A 20,665-nucleotide genomic window follows, 5' to 3' on the forward strand; every position below is an offset into this window, starting at 1 on the left:
TCCTGGCATGCAGGAGGTTTTTAAGTTTGAGAAACGACTGTACAAAATGACTCCTCGCTACTGACTTTTCAGGACTCGCTATTTGCCCTATTTGCCTTTCCGGCTGTATTTGAAGCGAAGAACTAGCATTGTAATGTTCAACAACAAGGAAAATGAATTGGTGAGAATAATGGGCATATCCTCTTTAAGGATTCCATAGACAACCCAGGTTGCCACACCGGTCATCAGCACAAACAACATGAGCTTTGAAATTTCTTCCGCTTTTTTTTCCCGGATGGTTTTTATGAGTTGCGGCAGGAGAGAGGAAGACGTACAGATGCCTGCAAACAAACCAATCACTTGAGTCCAATTCATGGATTGGTTTGGTTGCAAAGTATCTGCCACCGCCCTGTATCGGCGAAAATGTCTATTTTGCCCACTCAAACCAACCAAAAACGAATCATGAGAAAAATCCTGCTCTATGCGCTTGCAGCATTTGTACTGACATCCTGTGCAGACCTAAACAAAAAGAAATCCAAAGGCGAAGACGAAACCGAAGAGACGTCGGCAATTAAAAAGCCATTGAAAGACGATGAACCGGAAGAAGACACGAAAACCGGTGACCGAACCGACAGCGTTGAAAAAAGGAAGACGGCCAGCTACGCCGCCGGTTGGGCTCCTTCAGAAAAAGACACGTTTATGAGCACTTGTGTTAGCCAGGCAAAGTCCGGAATGGGCGAAGTCGGTGCTAAAAACTACTGTTCCTGCATGCTGGATAAGATAGAGAAACTATATCCCAATGCAGCCGACGCCGGCAAATTAGACCAGGCGAAAATGACTGACCTGGCTAAAGAATGTCTGGGACAATAAACCTTTTTTATACGGTAGACGGCCCTGCGAAAACAGGGCCGTTTCATTTTTAGGTAAATTGATGGTTGTCTGCTATTTTTGCCCACCTTTCAATTCCAAAATACATGAGACAAATCACTTTCCGGGAGGCCTTGCGTGAAGCCATGAGCGAAGAAATGCGCAGGGATGAATCTGTTTTCTTAATGGGTGAAGAAGTAGCCGAGTACAATGGTGCGTACAAGGTAAGCCAGGGTATGCTGGCAGAGTTCGGACCCAAGCGTGTCATCGATACGCCGATTGCCGAACTGGGCTTTGCAGCCATTGGAGTAGGTGCGGCACAGAACGGCCTTCGCCCGGTAGTGGAATTCATGACCTGGAACTTTGCCGTGCTGGCGCTGGACCAGATTCTCAATACGGCTTCAAAGATGCTGGCGATGAGCGGTGGGCAAATTACCTGTCCGATCGTGTTCCGCGGTCCTAACGGATCTGCCGGCCAGTTGGGTGCGCAGCACTCTACCGCATTTGAGGCGCTGTATGCTAACATCCCGGGGTTGAAAGTCGTGTCAGTGAGCAATCCCTACGATGCCAAAGGCTTGTTGAAACAGGCCATCCGCTACGAAGAAGATCCCGTGGTTTTCATGGAAAGTGAACTGATGTACGGCGACAAAGGCGAAGTTCCGGAAGAAGAATATTATATCCCGCTTGGAAAAGCGGATGTAAAAAGGCAGGGAAATGATGTGACGATCGTTTCTTTCAATAAAATGATGAAAGTCGCTTTGGGCGCTGCTGCCGAACTGGAGAAGGAAAATATCAGCGCTGAAGTTATCGACCTGCGCAGTATCCGTCCGCTAGACTGGATGACCGTTCTCGAAAGTGTAAAAAAGACCAATCGCCTCGTGATCATTGAAGAGGAGTGGCCTTACGCTTCGGTTTCCTCCGAACTGTCATATCGCATTCAGAAAGAAGGTTTCGACTATCTCGATGCGCCAATTCGCCGGATGACGGCCGCCGATGCCCCGCTGCACTATGCGCCCAACCTGGTTGCGGCTGCTTTGCCCGATGTGCCCCGGACAGTCAAACTGGTAAAGGAAGTTTTATATCTTAAAAAATAATTTTGGCCAACCTGGGGTGGCCATACCCCAAACGGGGTATTTTTTGAAAAAGTTGTGTTCAAAAGACACAACTTTTTCATTTTCAAGCAAAAAGGTAAAAAATAATTTTCCGCAAATGTTTTGATATTTGAAATAAGACTTGCATCTTTGTCTCGGTTTTTCATAGGATATTGGATTTTACACGAGGCTGGATTTCTATCCGGCCTTTATTTTTTTCTACAGGTTTCCACTTATTGACTAGACGGGACAGTTTACGGCAAGCGGTTGGCAACGGAACACCACCGGTTGCAAACTGGCTGACCTCCAAATATTACTTCTTGCGAAATCAAAATACTATCTCTTTACTTCCTCACGTCAACTGCTTACTGCCAACTTTTGTTTTACTTTGCGCTCCTAATTTCTACCCATGGCCACGCTCCTGATTATTGATGATGAAAAAGCGATTCGCAAAACACTGACGGAAATTCTTTCGTTTGAGGGTTACAAGATTGAAGAAGCGGCTGATGGCGAAGAAGGCCTGCGCAAGTTCAAGGAGAAAACCTTTGACGCTGTTCTTTGTGATATCAAGATGCCGAAGATCGACGGGCTGGAGTTCCTGCAAAAAGCAGTGGAAAGCAATCCCGATGTTCCCATTATCATCATCTCTGGTCATGGCAACATCGAAACCGCCGTGGAAGCCGTTAAAAAAGGGGCGTACGATTTTATCCAAAAGCCACCGGATCTGAACCGCCTGCTCATTACCATCCGCAACGCGATGGAGCGCAACACGCTGGTCAGCGAAACAAAGCGTCTGAAACGGAAAGCCCTGAAAGTGCAGGAAATGATCGGCGAATCAGAGCCCATCCGCCAGATCAAGGAGACCATTGAAAAAGTTGCTCCAACAGAGGCGAGAGTATTAATTACCGGTGAAAACGGGGTAGGGAAGGAACTGGTTGCCCGCTGGCTGCACGAAAAGAGCAGCCGTGCTGATAGTCCACTGGTAGAAGTGAATTGTGCAGCCATTCCCAGCGAGTTGATCGAAAGCGAACTGTTTGGCCACGAAAAGGGTTCTTTCACTTCAGCCATTAAACAGCGCATTGGAAAATTTGAACAGGCAAATGGCGGAACCTTGTTTCTCGACGAGATCGGTGATATGAGTCTTTCCGCACAGGCTAAAGTGCTGCGAGCTTTGCAGGAAGGGAAAATCACCCGGGTAGGCGCGGACAAGGATATCAACGTAGATGTGCGGGTTATTGCGGCGACTAACAAAGACCTGCTAAAGGAAGTAGAGGAGAAGAACTTCCGGCTGGACCTGTACCACCGTCTGAGCGTGATCCTCGTGCACGTGCCTTCGCTGAACGAACGGCGGGAGGACATTCCACTGCTCGTTGAAAGTTTCCTCGATGAAATTTGCGAAGATTATGGCGTGGCTCGGAAAGAGATTGCCCCGGATGCGCAGAAAGCGCTGCAGGACTACAACTGGACCGGCAACATCCGGGAACTGCGCAACGTGGTGGAACGGCTGGTTATTCTCTCCGGGAAAGCCATCACGCTTGACGACGTGAAGGCATATGTCTTGCCCAAAAAATAAATGTAATCATCCTCATTGGATGAATCTGGCATTACGAGAAGCTCGTGAACAATTCCCGAACACGAGGCTTAGCCAGTTTGTCTTTAGCGTGTACTCACGCTTTTCCCTTTTCCGCAAAGACGTAAATTTCGTCGTCTCTTCGCAACAACCGGAAGTTGACAAAACTTCGCTGGCTTTGCTGTAGGCTTTTACCAGATGCCACAATGATTTTATCCGGGAACGATTTTCGAAGCAATTCAAAATAGTCGTCCAGGCTTACTCCGGTGAAGTTGGTGATGAGGTGAAGATAAAGGTAGCGGACACCCGGAACGTTCGCCGCCTCGCGGAGGTCTTCCAGTTTGCTGTTGGAGCCAAGATAAAGGACCCGCCAGCCATTTTTCCGAAGGAGATAATTAATGAACAGGAGTGGCAACTCGTGAAATTCATTTTCCGGGCAGAACAAAACAAGTTCAGGGTCCCCGTTTTGCATTGCCGAAAGTGTTTCTGTCTCGCTGATGACCCGGTTTTGAATGAGATATGAAGAAAAATGCTCCTGTGCCGGAATCACTTTACTGGTATCCCACAAAAGACCGATGCGTACCAGGTAGGGATAACAGACTTCGGTAACCAGTTTTTCAAACCCGATCTTCGCCTGCAGTTCATTCAGGATAGAAAGAAACGCTGATTCATCAAAATCGATCGCCGCTTTCAGCAAGTGCTGTATCGCCGTTGGATAGTTGTTTTTATCAACCGGGATGTTCTCTACCTCGGTTATAACCTCGGCGTCCGACAGGGAAGCGATCTTCGATATCTTCCAGCCATTGTGATAAAGAAATGAAATGCAAAGCAGTTTTTTCAGGTCGTCATTTGTATAAAAACGCAGGTTGCTTTCCTTGCGCGGAGCCTTAAAGAAATCGTACCGCAATTCCCAGATACGAAGCGTATGCGATTTGATACCGGTAAGAAGTTCGATCTGCCTGATGCTGAAACTTTGCATAAATCGTTAAGAAAAGTTAAGCCGCTCCCTGAACACAAAAACTTTTTATACATTTCCACGGCTAACTTGGTTAAAGTAATAAATTTGTCCGTTTTAAAAATACACGAATGCCGCTTTCACACGTTCTGACTGTCTACCTCATTTCTTTCCTGCTCGTTTTTCTTCCTTCGTTCGGCTTGGCAAAGATGTTTCAAAAAGCGGGTGTTGCAACGTGGAAGGCATATATTCCTTTTTACAATACATGGGTGATGCAGGAACTTGCAAAGCGTCCCAGGCACTGGGTTTTCTGGCAGTTTATTCCAGTGGTCGGCTGGTTTATTACACCGGGTATTTACATTGAATGGGTAAAACTGTTCGGCCGCTTTTCCCTGGGCGATCATACGCTGGCAGCGCTCTTTGCTCCCTTCTATTTTCCCTATCTCGGTTATAACGATAAGGTGCGCTATATCGGACCCGAAGGCGTGAGACGGTATGTAAAACCCGCCTGGCGGGAATGGGTGGACGCTGCGATCTTTGCAGTGGTGGCTGCCACGCTGATCCGTACGTTTGTTTTTGAAGCCTACACCATTCCTTCGGGCTCTATGGAAAAGACCTTGCTGATCAACGATTTTCTTTTTGTCAGCAAGTTCAGTTATGGTCCACGCATTCCCAACACGCCATTATCCGTTCCGTTTGTACACAATTACCTTCCCGGCACAAATAAGAAATCCTATACTACGTTGGTTCATTTGCCGTACATCCGCTGGTGGTCGTCACCGGTGGAAAGGGGCGACGTCGTGGTGTTCAATTTCCCGGCCGGCGATACGGTGATAAATTTGCCGGATTTTCAGTCGGCACAGCCGTATTATGATGTGATTCGTATAATGGGCAACGGCAACTCCGATATCGGCCGCAATTTCATTATGCAGCATCCGGAGCAATATCCACTGGCGGTTCACCCGGCCGATAAATCGGACAACTATATCAAGCGATGTACAGGTGTAGCCGGTGATACGGTGGAAGTGCGCAGCAACACGGTATTCGTTAACGGGAAGATGGAGCCCAACCCGCCCAAGTCCCTGATCAAATACACCGTGATCACCAACGGGCAAACCCTGGATGCCATCTCCATGAAGGAGCAGTACGATATCGACCAGGAAAAAGGCGAGTTTGAGCAAACGGCCAAGCCATTCGAGTACAACATTGTGCTGACCGAACAGGCACGGCAGGATTTTCTGAAACAGGGATACAAGGTGATCCCCAATCCGAATGTACCGGGCAATTCACCAGTTTTTCCGTATGACAAAGTGCACAACTGGACGAGGGATAACTATGGTCCTATCTGGATCCCCCGGAAAGGTGGTGTGCTGCCACTGACAGCAGAAACGTACCCGGTTTATGAAAGAGCGATCCGTGTTTATGAACACAACGACTTATTGGAAAAAGATGGTAAGTTCTACCTCAACGGGAAAGAAGCCACATCATATACCTTCAAGATGGATTATTACTGGATGATGGGTGATAACAGGCAAGGATCACAGGATAGCCGTTTCTGGGGTTTTGTGCCGGAAGACAGGGTGGTAGGAAAAGCTTGGTTGATCTGGTTCAGCTACGACAGCGGCCCACGCTGGAAACGACTGTTTCATATCGTAAAATAAACTACCTTTAAGCGCCCCGCAAAAACGGGGCATTTTTGTCTCCAATACTGAAACATGAAAGAAAACAAATTTGAGTTTAACTACAAAGTGTACGATAACATATCCGAACTTCCCGAAGAACAGCAATGGCTGCTCAACGAGGCAAGAGAGGTAACGTCCAATGCTTATGCACCGTATTCCAATTTCCAGGTAGGGGCTGTGGCCAAAATGGCCAATGGCGAAATCGTCGCCGGCAGCAACCAGGAGAATGCGTCGTTCCCTGTTGGTCTTTGTGCGGAAAGGGTTTTGCTGGCTTCCATTTCATCTCTTTTCCCGCGGGTGCCCATTGAGACCATTGCAATCAGTTACAAAAGCGACCACCAGAAAAGCGATCATCCGATTTCGCCTTGTGGCATTTGCCGGCAATCATTGCAGGAGTTTGAGAGCCGCGTTAACCACCCGGTTCAGTTGATCCTTGGCGGAATGGAAGGACCGGTATATGTGATTGACAGTGCCAGCCGACTTTTGCCTCTGGCATTTACCAGCCAGGAGCTGCGATAGTGATCAGGCGCTCAATTTCCATGCTTAAATAGTACTTTATTATGAATCGCTTCAATTGAAGCGATTCTTTTTTTATGCTGCTAAACGGATAAGCGGTTTAGATAGCAATTGCTGAAATGCTATCTTGCCTATATGAAAAAAGGATTGTTTTTCTTGCTGCTTTCTATTTGGATCGGAAATGCGCATGCGCAGCAAGCCGAAGATTCGATCAAGGCTGTCATCAACCAATTATTCGCGGCTATGAAAAACAGTGATGCGAACAGCCTTCAACGATGCTTTGCCGACAGTGCAATTTTGCAAACCATCACCGCCAGTGGAAAGATACGGAACGAGGACGTGGCTGAATTTGCAAAGCAGGTCGCAACATTACCCAAAGATTCGGCCGACGAACGTATCGTCTTTGAGACAATAAAAGTTGATGATGCCCTGGCGGTGGCCTGGACGCCTTACCAGTTTTATTACGCCGGGAAATTCAGCCATTGCGGTGTGGACTCCTTCCAACTGGTGAGGGTGAACGGTGTTTGGAAAATCCAGTACCTCATCGACACCCGCCGCCGCAAAGGCTGTTTGTGACCGTTAGTACTCGGGATGAATGCCTGTATAATTGTGCGGGGAGATGGCTTTTAATTCTTTTTTCAGGGCAGCCGAAATCTCTAGACCGTCGATGAATTGGTGAATGGTTGTTTTGGTGATGGCTTTTTTGCCTCTCGTCAGGTCCTTCAGTGCTTCATACGGATTGGGATACGCTTCCCGGCGTAAAATGGTTTGAATGGCTTCTGCCACAACAGCCCAGTTTTCATCCAGGTCTGCATAAATCTTCTCGCTGTTCAGCACCAGCTTGCCCAGCCCCTTTTCGATCGACCGGAAGGCAATAGCCATGTGTGCCATGGGTACGCCAATGTTTCGCAATACAGTGGAGTCTGTAAGGTCGCGTTGCAGGCGAGAAACAGGCAGCTTGGCCGAGAGGTGCTCCAGCAATGCATTGGCAACGCCAAGGTTCCCTTCGGCATTCTCAAAATCGATCGGATTTACCTTGTGTGGCATCGCCGAAGAACCAACTTCACCCTCCCTGGTTTTTTGCTTGAAATAGTCCATCGAGATATAAGTCCAGACGTCGCGGCAAAAATCCACCAGGATGTTGTTGGTGCGCTTCATCGCATCGAAGGAGGCGGCCAGATTATCGTAGTGTTCAATCTGCGTGGTGAACTGCAGGCGCTGGAGGCCGAGCACGTCTTCAACGAATTCATTGGCCAACTGGATCCAGTCGCGTTTAGGATAGGCAATGTAGTGTGCATTAAAATTGCCGGTGGCCCCACCGAATTTGGCACTTACCGGGATGAAAAGGATTTGCTCGACGGCATTTTCGATCCGCTCGACAAACACCATCAGCTCTTTTCCCAATCGCGTCGGACTTGCCGGTTGCCCGTGTGTGCGGGCCAGCATCGGAATCTCTTTCCATTCTTTTGCAAGCAGCCTGATTTCGCGGTTCAGGTTCAGCAGGGAGGGCAGGTATTCGAACTCCAACGCATGCTTCCACGAAAGGGGAATGGCTGTATTATTGATATCTTGCGAGGTCAGGCCAAAGTGTACCCATTCCAGGGCCTTTTCTTCACCGACAGCACGGAGACGTTCTTTAATAAAATACTCCACGGCTTTTACATCGTGATTGGTTGTTTTTTCGATGGCCTTGATTTGCTGCGCATCTTCGAGGGAAAAATTCTCTTTAATGGCATGCAATTCGGCTGTCGTGGCGTCCGGAAGTTGAAACAACTTTTTCTGGGCAAGAAAAAGCAGGTATTCAACCTCCACCAATACCCGGTATTTCATCAGGGCATACTCCGAAAAATATTCATCGAGGTGCTGTACCTGGCTGCGATAGCGGCCGTCGATGGCCGAAATGGCCGTGAGGGAACATAGATCCATAGTTGCTAATTGGGAGCGGATAATCCTGCCAACTGTTTCGTATTCGGGCTTTATCCGCGGTTATCTTTGCGCATCAAAATTAGCGGATTTGAAGAAGATAAGAGTGGCAGCCGTAAGCTATTTAAACACCAAGCCCCTGTTGTACGGTATTCGCCGGCACGACGTTCTGAACGAAATCGAACTGATTGAAGACTACCCGGCCAAAATTGCCCAGATGCTGATCGACGATCAGGTCGATGTTGGTTTGATACCTGTTGCCGCAACAACAAAGCTGGCCTCCTGGCATGTTGTCGGTGATGTGTGTATCGGTGCGGAGGGAGCGGTGGCTTCCGTTTGCATTTTCAGCCAGGTTCCGATGGAAGAAATCGAAACGGTTTTACTCGATTACCAATCCCGCACATCGGTAAACCTTGCCCGCATCCTGCTTAAGGAATACTGGAAAAAAAACGTGGTACTTGTTAATGCATCCGGTGAAGATTACCGAGCGCACATTTGCGGCACAACGGCAGGCGTTGTGATCGGTGACAGGGCACTGGAACAGCGGCAGCGTTCGGCTTACATTTACGATCTCGGCGAAGCCTGGAAAGAGCATACCGGCTTGCCTTTCGTGTTTGCTGCCTGGATTGCCAACAAAAAATTGCCGGCAGAATTCGAACAAAAGTTCAACGAGGCAAACAGGCAGGGTTTGTCGCATATCACAGATGCGGCAAAAGAAAATCCTTTTCCGGCCTACGACCTCCTAAACTATTACACAAAGTGCATCAGTTATGAACTGACGGAAGAAAAGAAAAAAGGTATGGCGCTTTTCCTGGAGAAGCTGAAAGCGATCATTTAACCTTTTATCCAGGTTTCGGGCAAAAGGTCCTTCGTGTCTTTGGGGCCTTCGTTAAACCAGTTCTTTGGTGCAATTACCGTTTTGTCAGTGTTGTTATTTAGCCAGGCGGCCCACCAGCTAAAGCTGCTGTTGGCAATGATGTTGTGACGGCAGTTTTGCATCAGGTAAAGATCCTCAAAATGATTGCTGGTAATCGTTCCCGAAATAATTCTGACATCTGGCTGTGCCAGTTCCTTGCTCGCGGTAACCGGGTTGTCTGAAAAAAGATAAAACCGTGCGGCCGGGAATTTTTCTCTCATTAAACCAATAGCACCGGCATAATAGTTTGCAGGCAGAATACCGTGATATTTAAGGATCTTATCGTCCAGGTAATCCCCTCTGCGAATGTGAATTGAAATACTGTTCTCTTTATTCAATTCGGCCGCCAAAACCTTTATCGAATCGTTTACCAGGTGTGAAACATCAAAATCCTTTCGAAGCTGGTTTTGGATGGAACGAAAATATTTCTCCGACTGGAAAAACCCTTGCAGGTAAACATCCTTTCCCAGGCGAAAAAATGCGGGGTCGAAATGGAAATGGGGTTCTTTGTAGAAGGACTTGAAGGCATGCGGCAATAGCCTTTGTTTCACACGTTGAAATGTATTCGCAGCTTTTCTTTTTTTGATTTCTTCACCCGAAGCATACGCAAGCGGAATGTTGAATTTTGCCAGGTCAAACTTTCGAAAAGTGTCGCCGGCTATCCCGGCAACATCCAATTTCAGCTCAACACCCCGCTTTTCCGCGAGGGCTCTTGCAGCAGCATATTGGAAAAGCTGGTTGCCCAATCCGCCAACAATTCTAATGATGATCACCGGTAACAGAAAATATTTAATTGAACATCGAATGCACCGCCGGTAGATTGATTGACAAAGGGAGATTCAAGGGAGTCGGCTGCCATTTTAATGTAAACTTTGTATGTGCCCTTTACGATCTGCAGCAACCGGGCAAGTTTCTCGCTTTCTTCTACCTTTCCATGGTATTCAACAAAAAGCTGATTCACGTTGGCCAAATATGGCTCGCAATCTGCCATCACGTCTACTTCTGCGCCCTCAATGTCTATTTTGAGGAAATCAACCTTGTTTGCCTTCAAGACGTCGGCCAGACGCTCGGCCTGTACTTTCACGCTTTTTCTTCCGTAATCCTTTTCCGCAATCTTACTTCCCTGTGAACCATCCGAGGCAAACGTCAATGTATCGTTATGAATCCAGACAGCTTTTTGCCGGCACTCCACACCGGTTAAATTATTTTGCGCTACGTTTTTTTGGAGAAGCTGAAAATTGTCAGCATCCGGTTCGTATGCGAGGATGGTTGCTACAGGGTAAAGCTTTTTCAGGTAAAGCACACTTAGGCCAATGTTGGATCCGCAGTCAATTACAAACGGATCTGGTTTCGTGCTTTTGAACCTGTAAATTTCTTCTTCAAAAAGTTCCTGGTAGGTGTGGCGGAGTTCGTAAGGCCTCTTGTAACTAATTTGCTGATCGTTGAGTCGAATGGTTTTGATTGACTGGTCTTCTTCGTGTTTGAGAATTTTTTCCTGAAGCCACGAAAGGCGGGCAAATCGGCTTTGCCTTTTCTTTCTGAGCAATGTTCCCCGGACTCCGTTAAGTATATTTGTGATTCGAACGGCCATTTCTAGTATGATTCATTTTGTTAGCATCTGTATTCCAGCGTACCGTCAACCAGATTTATTGGAACGATGCCTGGCTTCTATTGCAAGACAAACGTACAAGCAGGTGGAAGTGCTCGTTTCCGACGACACTCCCGATGATGCCGTAAAGATAGTCATTGACAGGTTTACAGATCATCTTTCAATCAGGTATCAACACAATGCAAAACCCCTGGGTGCTCCCGCTAACTGGAATGCCGCTTTGCAAATGGCAAAAGGGGATTTTGTGTTGTTGTTGCACCACGACGATGAATTGGCTGACCAGGACAGCCTGGCCGTTTTTCTCCGGCCTTTTTTTGACGATCCTTCTGTGGATTTTGTATTTGGGCGGAACCCGACCATCAATCGTCTGTCGGGCACAAGGGCATTTTCCGCTACTTATTTTGCCCGTTATTATTCCGATCCCGAACGACTGATCACAGGGAACACCATCGGTGCGCCGAGCAATGTTATGCTTCGGTCTTCTGCGCTTGAGTGGTACAATCCGACCTATAAATGGATTGTCGACATCGAAATGTACATTCGACTGTTCCGTAAGAAAAGAAAGTTTTATTACGTGGACAAAGAACTGGTTCGAATCGGGATTCATGAAGGTCAGATATCCAACGAGTGTGTTGATAATTACGATGTCCTTTTATATGAAAACATTTCATTTGCAGCAGACAGGGCCTTTCGGGTTCGCTCACTAAGGCTTTTTGATTTTTATTGGCGCCTGTTGCGCAACGCAGGCATTCAATCCGTACAGCAACTGTCCCGGCTGCAACTCGCAGATAAAGACATTCCCCCTTTTGTACGGCGGATAATCCGCTTTCAACATAAGATACCCAAACAAATCCTTCGGCTGGGTTTTGTTTCCAAATCATTTATGGCAGTCGATTATGCCTTCCAGCGGCTGACTTCCCGGGTCAACCGGTAGGGCGAAACGGCTACATTTGTTTAAACGTTAGCCATGAACAAGGTTGCTTTGATTACCGGTGTTACCGGGCAGGACGGAGCCTATCTTGCCGATTTTTTACTAAACAAAGGTTACGTCGTACACGGCATCAAGCGCCGTTCCTCGCTGATTAACACGGACCGCATCGATCATATTTACCAGGATCCGCACGAAAAAAATCTCCGGTTTATCCTCCATTACGGCGATCTGACGGACAGCACCAATATCATCCGCATCATCCAGCAGGTGCAGCCCGATGAAATTTATAACCTCGGAGCCATGAGCCATGTGCAGGTGAGTTTTGAAGAACCGGAATATGCGGCAAACGCTGATGGATTGGGTGCGTTGCGAATCCTGGAAGCCATGCGGATTTTAGGACTTGAAAGCCAAACAAAATTCTACCAGGCATCCACCTCGGAGCTTTACGGCCTGGTGCAGGAAGTTCCCCAAAGGGAAACAACGCCGTTTTATCCCCGCAGCCCGTACGGTGTTGCCAAACTCTATGGCTACTGGATTACGGTAAACTACCGCGAAGCCTATGGCATGTTTGCCTGCAACGGCATTCTGTTTAACCACGAAAGCCCGCTCAGGGGAGAAACGTTCGTGACCCGTAAGATCACGAGAGGCGTGGCCCAAATTGTTTTGGGTTTGAAAAAGAAACTTTGGCTGGGTAACCTCGATGCCCAACGCGACTGGGGCCATGCCAGGGACTACATCGAAGCGATGTGGCTGATGCTGCAACAGGAGCAGCCTGATGACTTCGTGATTGCAACAGGTATGACCACACCGGTGCGGGAATTTTCCCGCATGGCCTTTTCGCATGCCGGCATCGAAATTGATTTCCGGGATGAAGGCATCGGCGAAAAAGGCTATGTTGTAGACATTTCGAATCCCGATGCAAAGGTTGAAAAAGGAGATGTTGTTATTGAAGTGGACGAACGTTATTTTCGCCCCACTGAAGTTGACGTGTTGATTGGCGATCCCTCCAAAGCAAAAGCCCTGCTCGGCTGGGAACCGCGATACACGGTCGACGACATAGCGAAAGAAATGATAGAGGCAGATATTGCCCATTTCAGGCAACAGATTCTTTTGCAAAGCGCCGGATTCCGTACACTGAACAATTTTGAATAATGGAAAAGAACAGTAAAATATATGTCGCCGGACACCGTGGAATGGTTGGATCGGCTATCGTACGCAAATTAAGAGCAGAAGGTTTTGAATCAATTGTTACGCGATCGTCGGCAGAACTGGACTTGCGCAACCAGCAGGCGGTTGCTGATTTTTTTGAAGCAGAAAAGCCAGATTATGTCATTCTAGCCGCAGCCAAGGTGGGTGGCATTCATGCCAACAACGTATACCGGGCCGATTTTCTGTACGACAATTTGATGATTGAGTCGAATATCATTCATTCGGCCTATGTCAACGATGTACGCAAGCTTCTTTTTCTTGGCAGCTCCTGCATCTATCCCAAGCTGGCACCGCAGCCGATCAGGGAAGACCATCTCCTGACAGGCCTGTTGGAACAAACCAATGAACCCTATGCCATTGCCAAAATTGCGGGTATAAAGTTGTGCGAAGCATACCGCGACCAGTACGGCTGCAATTTCATATCGGCAATGCCAACCAATCTTTATGGACAGGGGGATAATTACCATCTTGAGAATTCACATGTCCTTCCGGCACTTTTACGCAAGTTTGACACCGCGGTGAAAGAAGGTGCGGAAGAAGTGGAAGTATGGGGAACCGGCACGCCGTTGCGGGAATTTATGTACGTAGATGACCTGGCAGATGCCTGTTTCTTTTTAATGGAACAATACGACGAAAGAGGTTTTGTTAATGTGGGCACAGGGGAAGAGGTGACGATCAAAGAGCTGGCTGAGACGGTAGCGGAAGTAACGGGCTTTCAGGGGAAGATCGTCTTCAATTCGAACAAGCCGGATGGTACACCACGAAAGCTAATGGATTCTTCTCGGTTGCATTCCCTGGGCTGGAGGCATCGAATATCTTTGAAAGAAGGTTTGCAAAAAGCATATGGGCATTTCCAACAAGAACAGGTGCCGGCCTAATACCAAAGGCGTGCGCTGACTGATTTCAAACGATGAAGAGCATCGGACGATATTGGCCGGCGCTTTTCTTTTTTAGAAATGGCTCCAATCTCTTTCCATCCTTTCAGAAAACCTTTCAGATCAAAACCGATTTTTCGTAAATACTCCATCGACCACATGAGTGCGGTGGAATAAAAATATTTTTTCGGCAGGTAACGCCAGGCCACCTTGGTTTTATTCACCCACATCTCTCTGATCTTTTCTGCTTTGGGCTTTCGTCCGAGAGGCGATTCCTTGTGAAGCATGACAACGGCATCACTGAACACGATGCTGTAGCCGGCGTCCAGGAGACGGTAGCTTAAATCGTATTCTTCCATGCCATAAAAAAAGTCGGTCGGGTAATTGCCAACCTTTTCCAAGGCCTCTCGTCGGATGGCATGTGCACCGCCGGCGTAATAATATGTCTCAAAAAACGCCTTGTCTTTGTATTGGTCAAATTGCTTGTGCGGTAGGGCATTTTTCTGCATTTCCAGTGTATCGTAATACAAGACTTTGAACGAAACGATCGCTTTTGGACGGCTCGTGTCTTTTTTCTCAAATTCTTCCAGCAGGCGGATCAATGCATCCTTGTTTTGCAGCACGGCATCATCATCCAGCATGATCAGGATCGGAGCGGAGCTTTTGTCGATAGCGAAATTCCGACCCCTCGCGACACCGAGATTTTCACCGGCGTTGTAATACCGGAACGGTAAGTGGCGGTTATCTGCAATGTACCTTTCCACCACAGAATAATCGGCCGTGGACGCATTGTTCACGAGTATGACTTCCTCCAGCAATTCACCGGCTTTTTCCATGGAAGCGATGTTTTGCAACAATTCCAATGTGTCGTCCGGGCGGTTGTACGTGATGATGATAAAAGCGATGGGTTTCAAGCGTCAATCAGTTTTTTGTATGCCTCGCCAAACTGGCGAAGCGTAAAATTAGCCTGTGCATAGGCAATGTTGTTCGCACTGATGGTGCGAAGCAGGTCTTTGTTTTTTTGCAGTTCCAAAATCCATCGCGTTGCTTCCTGGATAATCGTCTCTTCGTCTGTCACCGTTGAAAATAAAAAACCGTTCATCCCGGGCTGCACATGGACAGGGACGTCACCGACCGGTGTGGCCAGTATGGCTGCCCCGTAGGCCATGCCTTCGATCACTGCAAGAGGGAATCCTTCCGTAGAAGAAGTAATCAAAAGGACATTGCTACGCCGGTAAAGACCATGTAATTTTTCTTTCTCTTTGATGTTGCCCGCAAAATCAATAAAGGCGGTTTCAGCGGAGCGGAGTGCTTTAAAGTCATCGCCGGCCAGTATAAAGGAAATGGAAGGATCCTGCTCCTGAACCCGTTTTGCAATGGCTGTCACGAGGTGGGGACGCTTTTCCGGCGTTGCCCGACCGCTGTAAAAAACACGAACGGAGGAAAGATCTTTCTCGTCTACACTGATGGTGTCGAAGTCGGACGCATTCGGGATGTACCGAATTCTTTCGGCAAGATTCCCAGGAACGCCAAACCGTTTGTATAATTCGATATGCTCTCTGATTTTAACCTGGCTGATCATCACCGTTTGGGAAATGAACGGAAGAAAGGGCAAACGGATATAGGAAAAGGTATTGAGAGAATGGATTAATTCAATTTGCTTGATTTCTTGATTAATCCATGGCGACAGTTTATACCCAAAATTGCATTGCCCGTTAAACACCACCGTTTTTCCTTTTTGCCGGTTGATGTACCCGCTGATGATGCCGCGGAAAATAATGTTGACTGGGTAAAGCCATTTGTTGTCGGTATACCGTGAAATGTCCCTGATAGCGCACCCGGCTTTTTGAAAAGCGGACAGAAAGGTCTCATTGTGCGACTTTCGTGTGAAATACACAATACAGTCGGGTGATGCTGTTGTCTGCACCACTAAAGCATGAATCTTCTCCGCACCGCCTGTGTGATAAAACGGGAAAAAATAAAAGACCCGATACTCCTTCTGCAGCGGCCTTCTTGCCGCGATAAGGCGGCCCAGCAAAATGAGCGGGAACATGAGCAGGTCTTCAAGCCCTCGTTTCAAAACTAACAACCTGTACTTCATTTCGAAAAATGGGATTTGAGCTGCTTGCCGGCTGCTTTCAACAGGTCCAGGCATGCATGAACGAAAACGACAGATTCAAATTTGCCAAAATGTCGTTGTTTCACCTGCGCCGCCAGAAAACGAAATTTCACTTTTGCCAGGCGTAAAAAAAGATTTATCTTCTTAAAACGTGTAGCGGACGTAGGCAGGATGCGGTGCAGCAGCAGCGGTTCCGGTAATTTTTCAATTTGCAAACCCTTGGCCAATAGCCGCAGCCAAACATCGTAATCCTCGGAATATTTTTGGTTTTCGCGGTAGGGGTATCGTTTAAAAATGTCTGCGTTCGCCATCACTGTCGGATGCGCAAGGCAGTTGTTGAGCGGCAGGTATTTTTTGATTTCTTTAAAGGTAATGTTGCTTTTGTCGGCCTGCCAGTCCGGTAGCGGATTGCCGCTTGCATCAATCAGGTTCACTCGGGTAGCAAGAACTGCAACATTTTTTTGCCTTAAATGCTGAACCTGTTTTTCCAGGCGTTGCGGCAACGCAATATCATCAGCATCCATTCGGGCAATGTATTTGCCTTTGGCCTCACTGACTGCATAATTCAGCGAATAGATCAGTCCCTTATTTTTTTCGTTTTTGAGATAACGTATCCGGGGATCGCTGTATGACAAAATGATCTGTTCTGAACTGTCTGTCGACCCGTCATTGATTAAAAGAAGCTCAAAGTCCGTAAAGCTTTGTGCAAGGATGCTGTCGATCGCTTCATTTAAGTAGGTTTCACCATTGTAAACGGGCAATATAACAGAGACTTCCGGCATCAGATCGTTTGTAAAAATTGAAATGCTTTCGCTGCAATATTATTCCAATCGTGGTGGCTAAAAAAATCGGGTGGTGTCGGCTGGGGATTTTGCAAAGCGTGCACTATCGCATCGGCAAACGCATTCCAGTTTTTGTCCGGCGCTGTAAATAATTTGCCGTTTGCACCGTGAATCCCTTCAGTCATCTGTTGAAAGCAGACGACGTTCAAATGGTGGTTCAGGGCGTCAATCGATTTGGTTTGTACGCCGCCTCCGGTCGCAACAGGGTTGACAAAAACATCCGCCGCTGCAAAATATGTCTCCATATCATCCACAGCACCTGCATACAAAAGCTTTTCTCCCTGTAAAGACCGCAAATAGGCAAAAGACGACCGTTCGATCCGGCCGCATACCAGGACTTTGTATGTCAGGACAGTTTGGTTTAACCGTGGCAAAACCTGCTGAACCAGGTTTGTAAGGGCCTCTGCGTTCGGTGCGTAGTCGAGTGTGCCGGCAAAAAGCAACAGGTTTGTTGAGATGGGAATCTTGTGCCTTTCACAGATCAGCACTCTTGCCGCCCGCTTGTCCACTACTGGCTGCGGCAGCACGCCGTAAGGGACGACAAAGGTCTTTTTGGCGTTCAGCCCAAAATGCTGGATGGCATAGCGGCGGTCTTTTTCGGTTTTGAACAGGACGGCATCGGCCTTTCGGAGAGTCCATTTTTCAAAGAGGTAGAGAAGACGCCACCACCGTTTGTTCAATAGCCTGAACCGTATCGATTCGATATTATGCGAATGAATGATCCATTTTACCGGCAAAATCAAGTGGCAAAGAAATCCGGCGATGCCATAATAAGGAAATTCCAGGACCAGGTGGGTTGTGCGGAGCCTTTTTGCTTTTCGCAAGATTTTCAGCCAGCAAAGTGGTTGTAGAAACTGCGTTTTAGATACAGGTAGAGAATTGTCGATGGCAAAACTTGCCGGCGAGGGTTGATTGTTCCGCGAACAGAGACAAGTCAAGGGTGCGTGCTTGGCCAGGTGTTCCATAAAAAAAAACACCCCTTTTTGCCCGCCAAAAAGGGGTGGCAACACCTTGTACCAAACCACGCTAAGAAAATTTAGGCGGGTTGTGTGTTGTTGTGTTTGCGCCATTCAAAAAAGATTGCTGCCGCGATCAAAAGCAGGAGCACGATCTGGAATACCGTCGTCAGTTTTCGGCCGAGCAGGTAATCCTGCGGCTCGAATTTGAAGACGATCTTGTGTGCGCCAGCCGGGACCTGCAAACCACGCAGCACGTAATTCACTTTCGCAATGGGTGTTTGCTTGCCGTCAATGAATGCTTTCCACCCGGCATCGTAATACACCTCGCTGAAAACGGCAAACTGTTCTTCGTTACTGTTGAAGGTATACTCAACGACGTCGTTGTCGTTTTTGTCCAGCGTAATGCTGCCTTGCGCAGTCCAGTTGCCGTTTCCTTTCACGTTGCTGCGGAAAGATTGCTGGATAACGGCCGTGTCTTTCGGCTGGAGGGTGGCAAGAGCCGCCATTTCTTCCTTTGCATCTTTCACAACTTTGAGCGATCGTACCAACCATGCGGCTCCCAAAGCACCTTTGTTCGGCAGGGCAAACTTGGTTTGACCGTTCTGCGGATCCTTGCCGATGATATACTTGGTGTTGAGCATGTTCAGCGCCGGAAGCGAAATAGAGTCGAGTCCTGTCGGGCTGCTTTGTAAAACACCGGAGATCGTCTGTAGCTCTTTTGAAAGTTCATTTTCGATCAACTCCTGGTAAATGCGAAGCTTGGCCGGGTGATATCCGCCAACGGCATTGAAATGATAGGATGTGAAGTTCTCGTTAAAGGGATTATACAGGTTAAAGACACGGAAATAAGACTTGTCGGCCAGGATTTGCTGGTCAAAATTATTGGCTGCAAAACCGGCTTCGTTTTCCGAGGGTTCCATGTAACTCTCCTGGTTAAGATATTTACTGTCCACCGGCAGCAAATCGATCAACGCCACAACTGCCAGGATCAGCCCAAGCACCAACGGTTTTATGATTTTCCGAACGGCAAGGTAAAGCGCACCTGCACCCAGCAGGCAAAAGCCGATGGTGCGCAGGATGTCGGAAAGGAAAAGCGATTTCCGGTCCGCGATCATGCCGTCATAAAACGTACGGACAGCTTCGGATAATTGCGGTTGGTTAGCCGAAGCCACTTGTTTCAGAAGCTCCTGGTCCTGCATGCTTTTGTAATCGAACGAAAGGTAGCACAGAAAGAAAATTGCCAGTACCACACCCACGGCAATCAGTCCTTTTTTAAAATAAGGCATAAACGGGTGTGCTTCTTTTTCGGTTGCCACTTTGTCCACAGCCAGTGTAGCCAGCAGGGGCAAAAGCAACTGCGGGATCACGAGGATCATCGACGGCGCCCTGAATTTGTTGTACAGCGGCAGGAAATGGTAAAGCAGGTTGTTGAAGCCAAGAAAATATTTACCCCAGCTCATGAAGATTGACAACACGACAGCCGCAAGGATCCACCATTTGTACCGGTTGTCGAGCACAAAGAATCCAATGATGGCTAAAAAGCAAATGAGTGCACCGACATAGGGGGGACCCGACGTGCCGCCAATGCCACCCCAGTAAAAAGAAAGGGGCAGCTGCTGCTGTAATTGTTGTGGCAGCGTACGCAAAGCTTCCACTGCTTTCGATTCTTCGCTGCTCACTTCTTCTTTGTCGCTGCTGCCGCCAAAGGCCCGTGGCACCATCATGACGATGGGCTCTGCTTTGCCAAGGCTGTAATCAAATGCATAGTCTTTGGTAAGACCGTTTTCGGCGTCGCCGGCATGTTTTTCCGTCAGTTCGCCCGAGCCGCCACGGATGGTTCGCTTTTGGTATTCAAGCGTAGCCAGGAAGGTAACGGCGTTGATCAATAAACCCACAACACCCGCAACCAGGGTAAAGCTGAGGGCTTTTGTGAGGTGACTGAACTCCTTTGCTTTCACCCAACGGATGATGTAGGCAATGGTCATAATTCCAGCCACGAGGAAGAAGTAGTAATCGATTTGCGGGTGGTTAATGGCAATCATGGTCGCCGTCATCAGTCCCGTCAGCGCCGCACCAAGCCAATAGTTGCGCCGCTCGTAAATGATCAGGATGCATCCGAGCAAGGCAGCCATGTAAGCTATCGACCACATTTTGGTTTCGTGGCCAACGCCGATGATCACCGCGTTATAAGTGGCATAGGCAAAAGCCAGCGAACCAAATATGCCGATGTAGGGATTAATGCGCAAGACGCAACAGAGAAAATAAAAGCAAATGCAGGCCAAAAAGAAAAACTGGATGGGCTTCGGCAAACCAAGCGTGAGGACGGCATGCATGTACCAGGGCAGGACATTGTTGGCCGGCATACCGATCTGGAAAGCGGGCATGCCACTGAAAAGTGACTTGGTCCAAAGCGGGTATTCTCCATGTGCCTCTTTGTATGTCTGCGATTGGTGAATGGCTCCTTTCCAGTGCGTCACATCGTTTTGGTTCAACACTTTTCCCTCCAGCGCAGGCTGACAGTAAAGTGCAGCAACAACCAGGAACACAACCAGAGCGATGAGGTGGGGAAGGAGTTTGGCAAAGAGGCCTTTCTTCATAACGGCTTGTTTAAACGCGACAAAA

At 48.0% G+C, this 20,665-nt stretch carries 20 protein-coding genes; 10 read left to right on the top strand and 10 right to left on the bottom strand.

Annotated features, from left to right (window positions below; translation table 11 throughout):
- Positions 1 to 87: 87 nt before the first annotated feature.
- Entirely contained in the window at positions 88 to 354 is a 267-nt protein-coding gene (locus D6024_RS14995) for a SemiSWEET family sugar transporter (protein WP_121355461.1), read from the bottom strand.
- Positions 355 to 441: 87 nt separating this feature from the next.
- Here D6024_RS14995 and D6024_RS15000 point away from each other — a divergent pair, with 87 nt between their 5' ends.
- From D6024_RS15000 to D6024_RS15010, 3 genes are all read left to right on the top strand, one after another.
- The gene (locus D6024_RS15000; RefSeq protein WP_121355462.1) at positions 442 to 849 is read left to right on the top strand and encodes a lipoprotein; all 408 of its coding nucleotides are present in this window, start codon (positions 442 to 444) and stop codon (positions 847 to 849) included.
- A gap of 104 nt (positions 850 to 953) precedes the next feature.
- Positions 954 to 1,940, top strand: coding sequence for a pyruvate dehydrogenase complex E1 component subunit beta (locus tag D6024_RS15005; protein ID WP_121355463.1), 987 nt, complete (start codon positions 954 to 956; stop codon positions 1,938 to 1,940).
- A 406-nt stretch (positions 1,941 to 2,346) separates the two neighbouring features.
- Positions 2,347 to 3,510, top strand: coding sequence for a sigma-54-dependent transcriptional regulator (locus tag D6024_RS15010; protein ID WP_121355464.1), 1,164 nt, complete (start codon positions 2,347 to 2,349; stop codon positions 3,508 to 3,510).
- A gap of 94 nt (positions 3,511 to 3,604) precedes the next feature.
- Here the strand turns inward: D6024_RS15010 and D6024_RS15015 are convergent, their stop codons facing one another.
- Complete coding sequence (locus D6024_RS15015) at positions 3,605 to 4,486, bottom strand: MerR family transcriptional regulator (protein WP_121355465.1); 882 nt, start codon at positions 4,484 to 4,486, stop codon at positions 3,605 to 3,607.
- Positions 4,487 to 4,593: 107 nt separating this feature from the next.
- Here D6024_RS15015 and lepB point away from each other — a divergent pair, with 107 nt between their 5' ends.
- The 3 genes from lepB (at position 4,594) to D6024_RS15030 (ending at position 7,236) form a co-directional block, all read left to right on the top strand.
- Positions 4,594 to 6,123, top strand: a complete 1,530-nt coding sequence (gene lepB / locus D6024_RS15020) for a signal peptidase I (RefSeq protein WP_121355466.1) — start codon at positions 4,594 to 4,596, stop codon at positions 6,121 to 6,123.
- Between the two features lie 54 nt (positions 6,124 to 6,177).
- Positions 6,178 to 6,663, top strand: a complete 486-nt coding sequence (locus tag D6024_RS15025) for a cytidine deaminase (RefSeq protein WP_121355467.1) — start codon at positions 6,178 to 6,180, stop codon at positions 6,661 to 6,663.
- Between the two features lie 132 nt (positions 6,664 to 6,795).
- The gene (locus tag D6024_RS15030) at positions 6,796 to 7,236 is read left to right on the top strand and encodes a nuclear transport factor 2 family protein (RefSeq protein ID WP_121355468.1); all 441 of its coding nucleotides are present in this window, start codon (positions 6,796 to 6,798) and stop codon (positions 7,234 to 7,236) included.
- A 3-nt stretch (positions 7,237 to 7,239) separates the two neighbouring features.
- Here the strand turns inward: D6024_RS15030 and purB are convergent, their stop codons facing one another.
- The gene (purB, locus tag D6024_RS15035; RefSeq protein WP_121355469.1) at positions 7,240 to 8,586 is read right to left on the bottom strand and encodes an adenylosuccinate lyase; all 1,347 of its coding nucleotides are present in this window, start codon (positions 8,584 to 8,586) and stop codon (positions 7,240 to 7,242) included.
- Positions 8,587 to 8,674: 88 nt separating this feature from the next.
- Here purB and D6024_RS15040 point away from each other — a divergent pair, with 88 nt between their 5' ends.
- Positions 8,675 to 9,421: a menaquinone biosynthetic enzyme MqnA/MqnD family protein gene (locus tag D6024_RS15040; RefSeq protein ID WP_240410048.1), complete on the top strand. Its 747-nt coding sequence runs from the start codon at positions 8,675 to 8,677 to the stop codon at positions 9,419 to 9,421.
- Here D6024_RS15040 and D6024_RS15045 read toward each other — a convergent pair.
- Positions 9,418 to 10,272 (bottom strand): alpha-1,2-fucosyltransferase, encoded by an 855-nt coding sequence (locus tag D6024_RS15045; RefSeq protein ID WP_162944784.1) that lies wholly within the window; start codon positions 10,270 to 10,272, stop codon positions 9,418 to 9,420. The genes D6024_RS15040 and D6024_RS15045 overlap by 4 nt on opposite strands.
- Positions 10,269 to 11,045: an FkbM family methyltransferase gene (locus D6024_RS15050; RefSeq protein WP_162944785.1), complete on the bottom strand. Its 777-nt coding sequence runs from the start codon at positions 11,043 to 11,045 to the stop codon at positions 10,269 to 10,271. The genes D6024_RS15045 and D6024_RS15050 overlap by 4 nt, the downstream gene beginning before the upstream one ends.
- Before the next feature lie 52 nt (positions 11,046 to 11,097).
- On the opposite strand from D6024_RS15050, the gene D6024_RS15055 reads away from it, so the two are divergent.
- Genes D6024_RS15055 through fcl form a run of 3 tightly spaced genes read left to right on the top strand, consistent with a single transcriptional unit; the run spans position 11,098 to position 14,126 of the window.
- Positions 11,098 to 12,042 carry a glycosyltransferase family 2 protein gene (locus D6024_RS15055; protein WP_121355472.1) on the top strand — a complete coding sequence of 315 codons (945 nt, stop codon included), beginning with the start codon at positions 11,098 to 11,100 and terminating at the stop codon, positions 12,040 to 12,042.
- Between the two features lie 33 nt (positions 12,043 to 12,075).
- Positions 12,076 to 13,191 (top strand): GDP-mannose 4,6-dehydratase, encoded by a 1,116-nt coding sequence (gene gmd / locus D6024_RS15060; RefSeq protein ID WP_121355473.1) that lies wholly within the window; start codon positions 12,076 to 12,078, stop codon positions 13,189 to 13,191.
- Complete coding sequence (fcl, locus tag D6024_RS15065) at positions 13,191 to 14,126, top strand: GDP-L-fucose synthase (RefSeq protein WP_121355474.1); 936 nt, start codon at positions 13,191 to 13,193, stop codon at positions 14,124 to 14,126. Before gmd ends, fcl begins: the two co-directional genes overlap by 1 nt.
- Here fcl and D6024_RS15070 read toward each other — a convergent pair.
- From D6024_RS15070 to D6024_RS15090, 5 genes are read right to left on the bottom strand one after another with little or no spacing between them, the layout of a single operon-like run.
- Positions 14,123 to 15,037 (bottom strand): glycosyltransferase family 2 protein, encoded by a 915-nt coding sequence (locus D6024_RS15070; RefSeq protein ID WP_121355475.1) that lies wholly within the window; start codon positions 15,035 to 15,037, stop codon positions 14,123 to 14,125. The genes fcl and D6024_RS15070 overlap by 4 nt on opposite strands.
- Positions 15,034 to 16,224 carry a glycosyltransferase family 4 protein gene (locus D6024_RS15075; RefSeq protein ID WP_162944786.1) on the bottom strand — a complete coding sequence of 397 codons (1,191 nt, stop codon included), beginning with the start codon at positions 16,222 to 16,224 and terminating at the stop codon, positions 15,034 to 15,036. Before D6024_RS15075 ends, D6024_RS15070 begins: the two co-directional genes overlap by 4 nt.
- Positions 16,221 to 17,024 carry a glycosyltransferase family 2 protein gene (locus D6024_RS15080; protein ID WP_121355477.1) on the bottom strand — a complete coding sequence of 268 codons (804 nt, stop codon included), beginning with the start codon at positions 17,022 to 17,024 and terminating at the stop codon, positions 16,221 to 16,223. The genes D6024_RS15075 and D6024_RS15080 overlap by 4 nt, the downstream gene beginning before the upstream one ends.
- On the bottom strand, positions 17,024 to 18,154 hold the full coding sequence (locus D6024_RS15085; protein WP_121355478.1) for a glycosyltransferase: 1,131 nt from the start codon (positions 18,152 to 18,154) through the stop codon (positions 17,024 to 17,026). Before D6024_RS15085 ends, D6024_RS15080 begins: the two co-directional genes overlap by 1 nt.
- Positions 18,121 to 20,640, bottom strand: a complete 2,520-nt coding sequence (locus tag D6024_RS15090; protein WP_121355479.1) for a YfhO family protein — start codon at positions 20,638 to 20,640, stop codon at positions 18,121 to 18,123. Before D6024_RS15090 ends, D6024_RS15085 begins: the two co-directional genes overlap by 34 nt.
- Positions 20,641 to 20,665: the final 25 nt, after the last annotated feature.

This window comes from Flavisolibacter nicotianae, assembly GCF_003628535.1.
Lineage (GTDB): Bacteria > Bacteroidota > Bacteroidia > Chitinophagales > Chitinophagaceae > Flavisolibacter > Flavisolibacter nicotianae.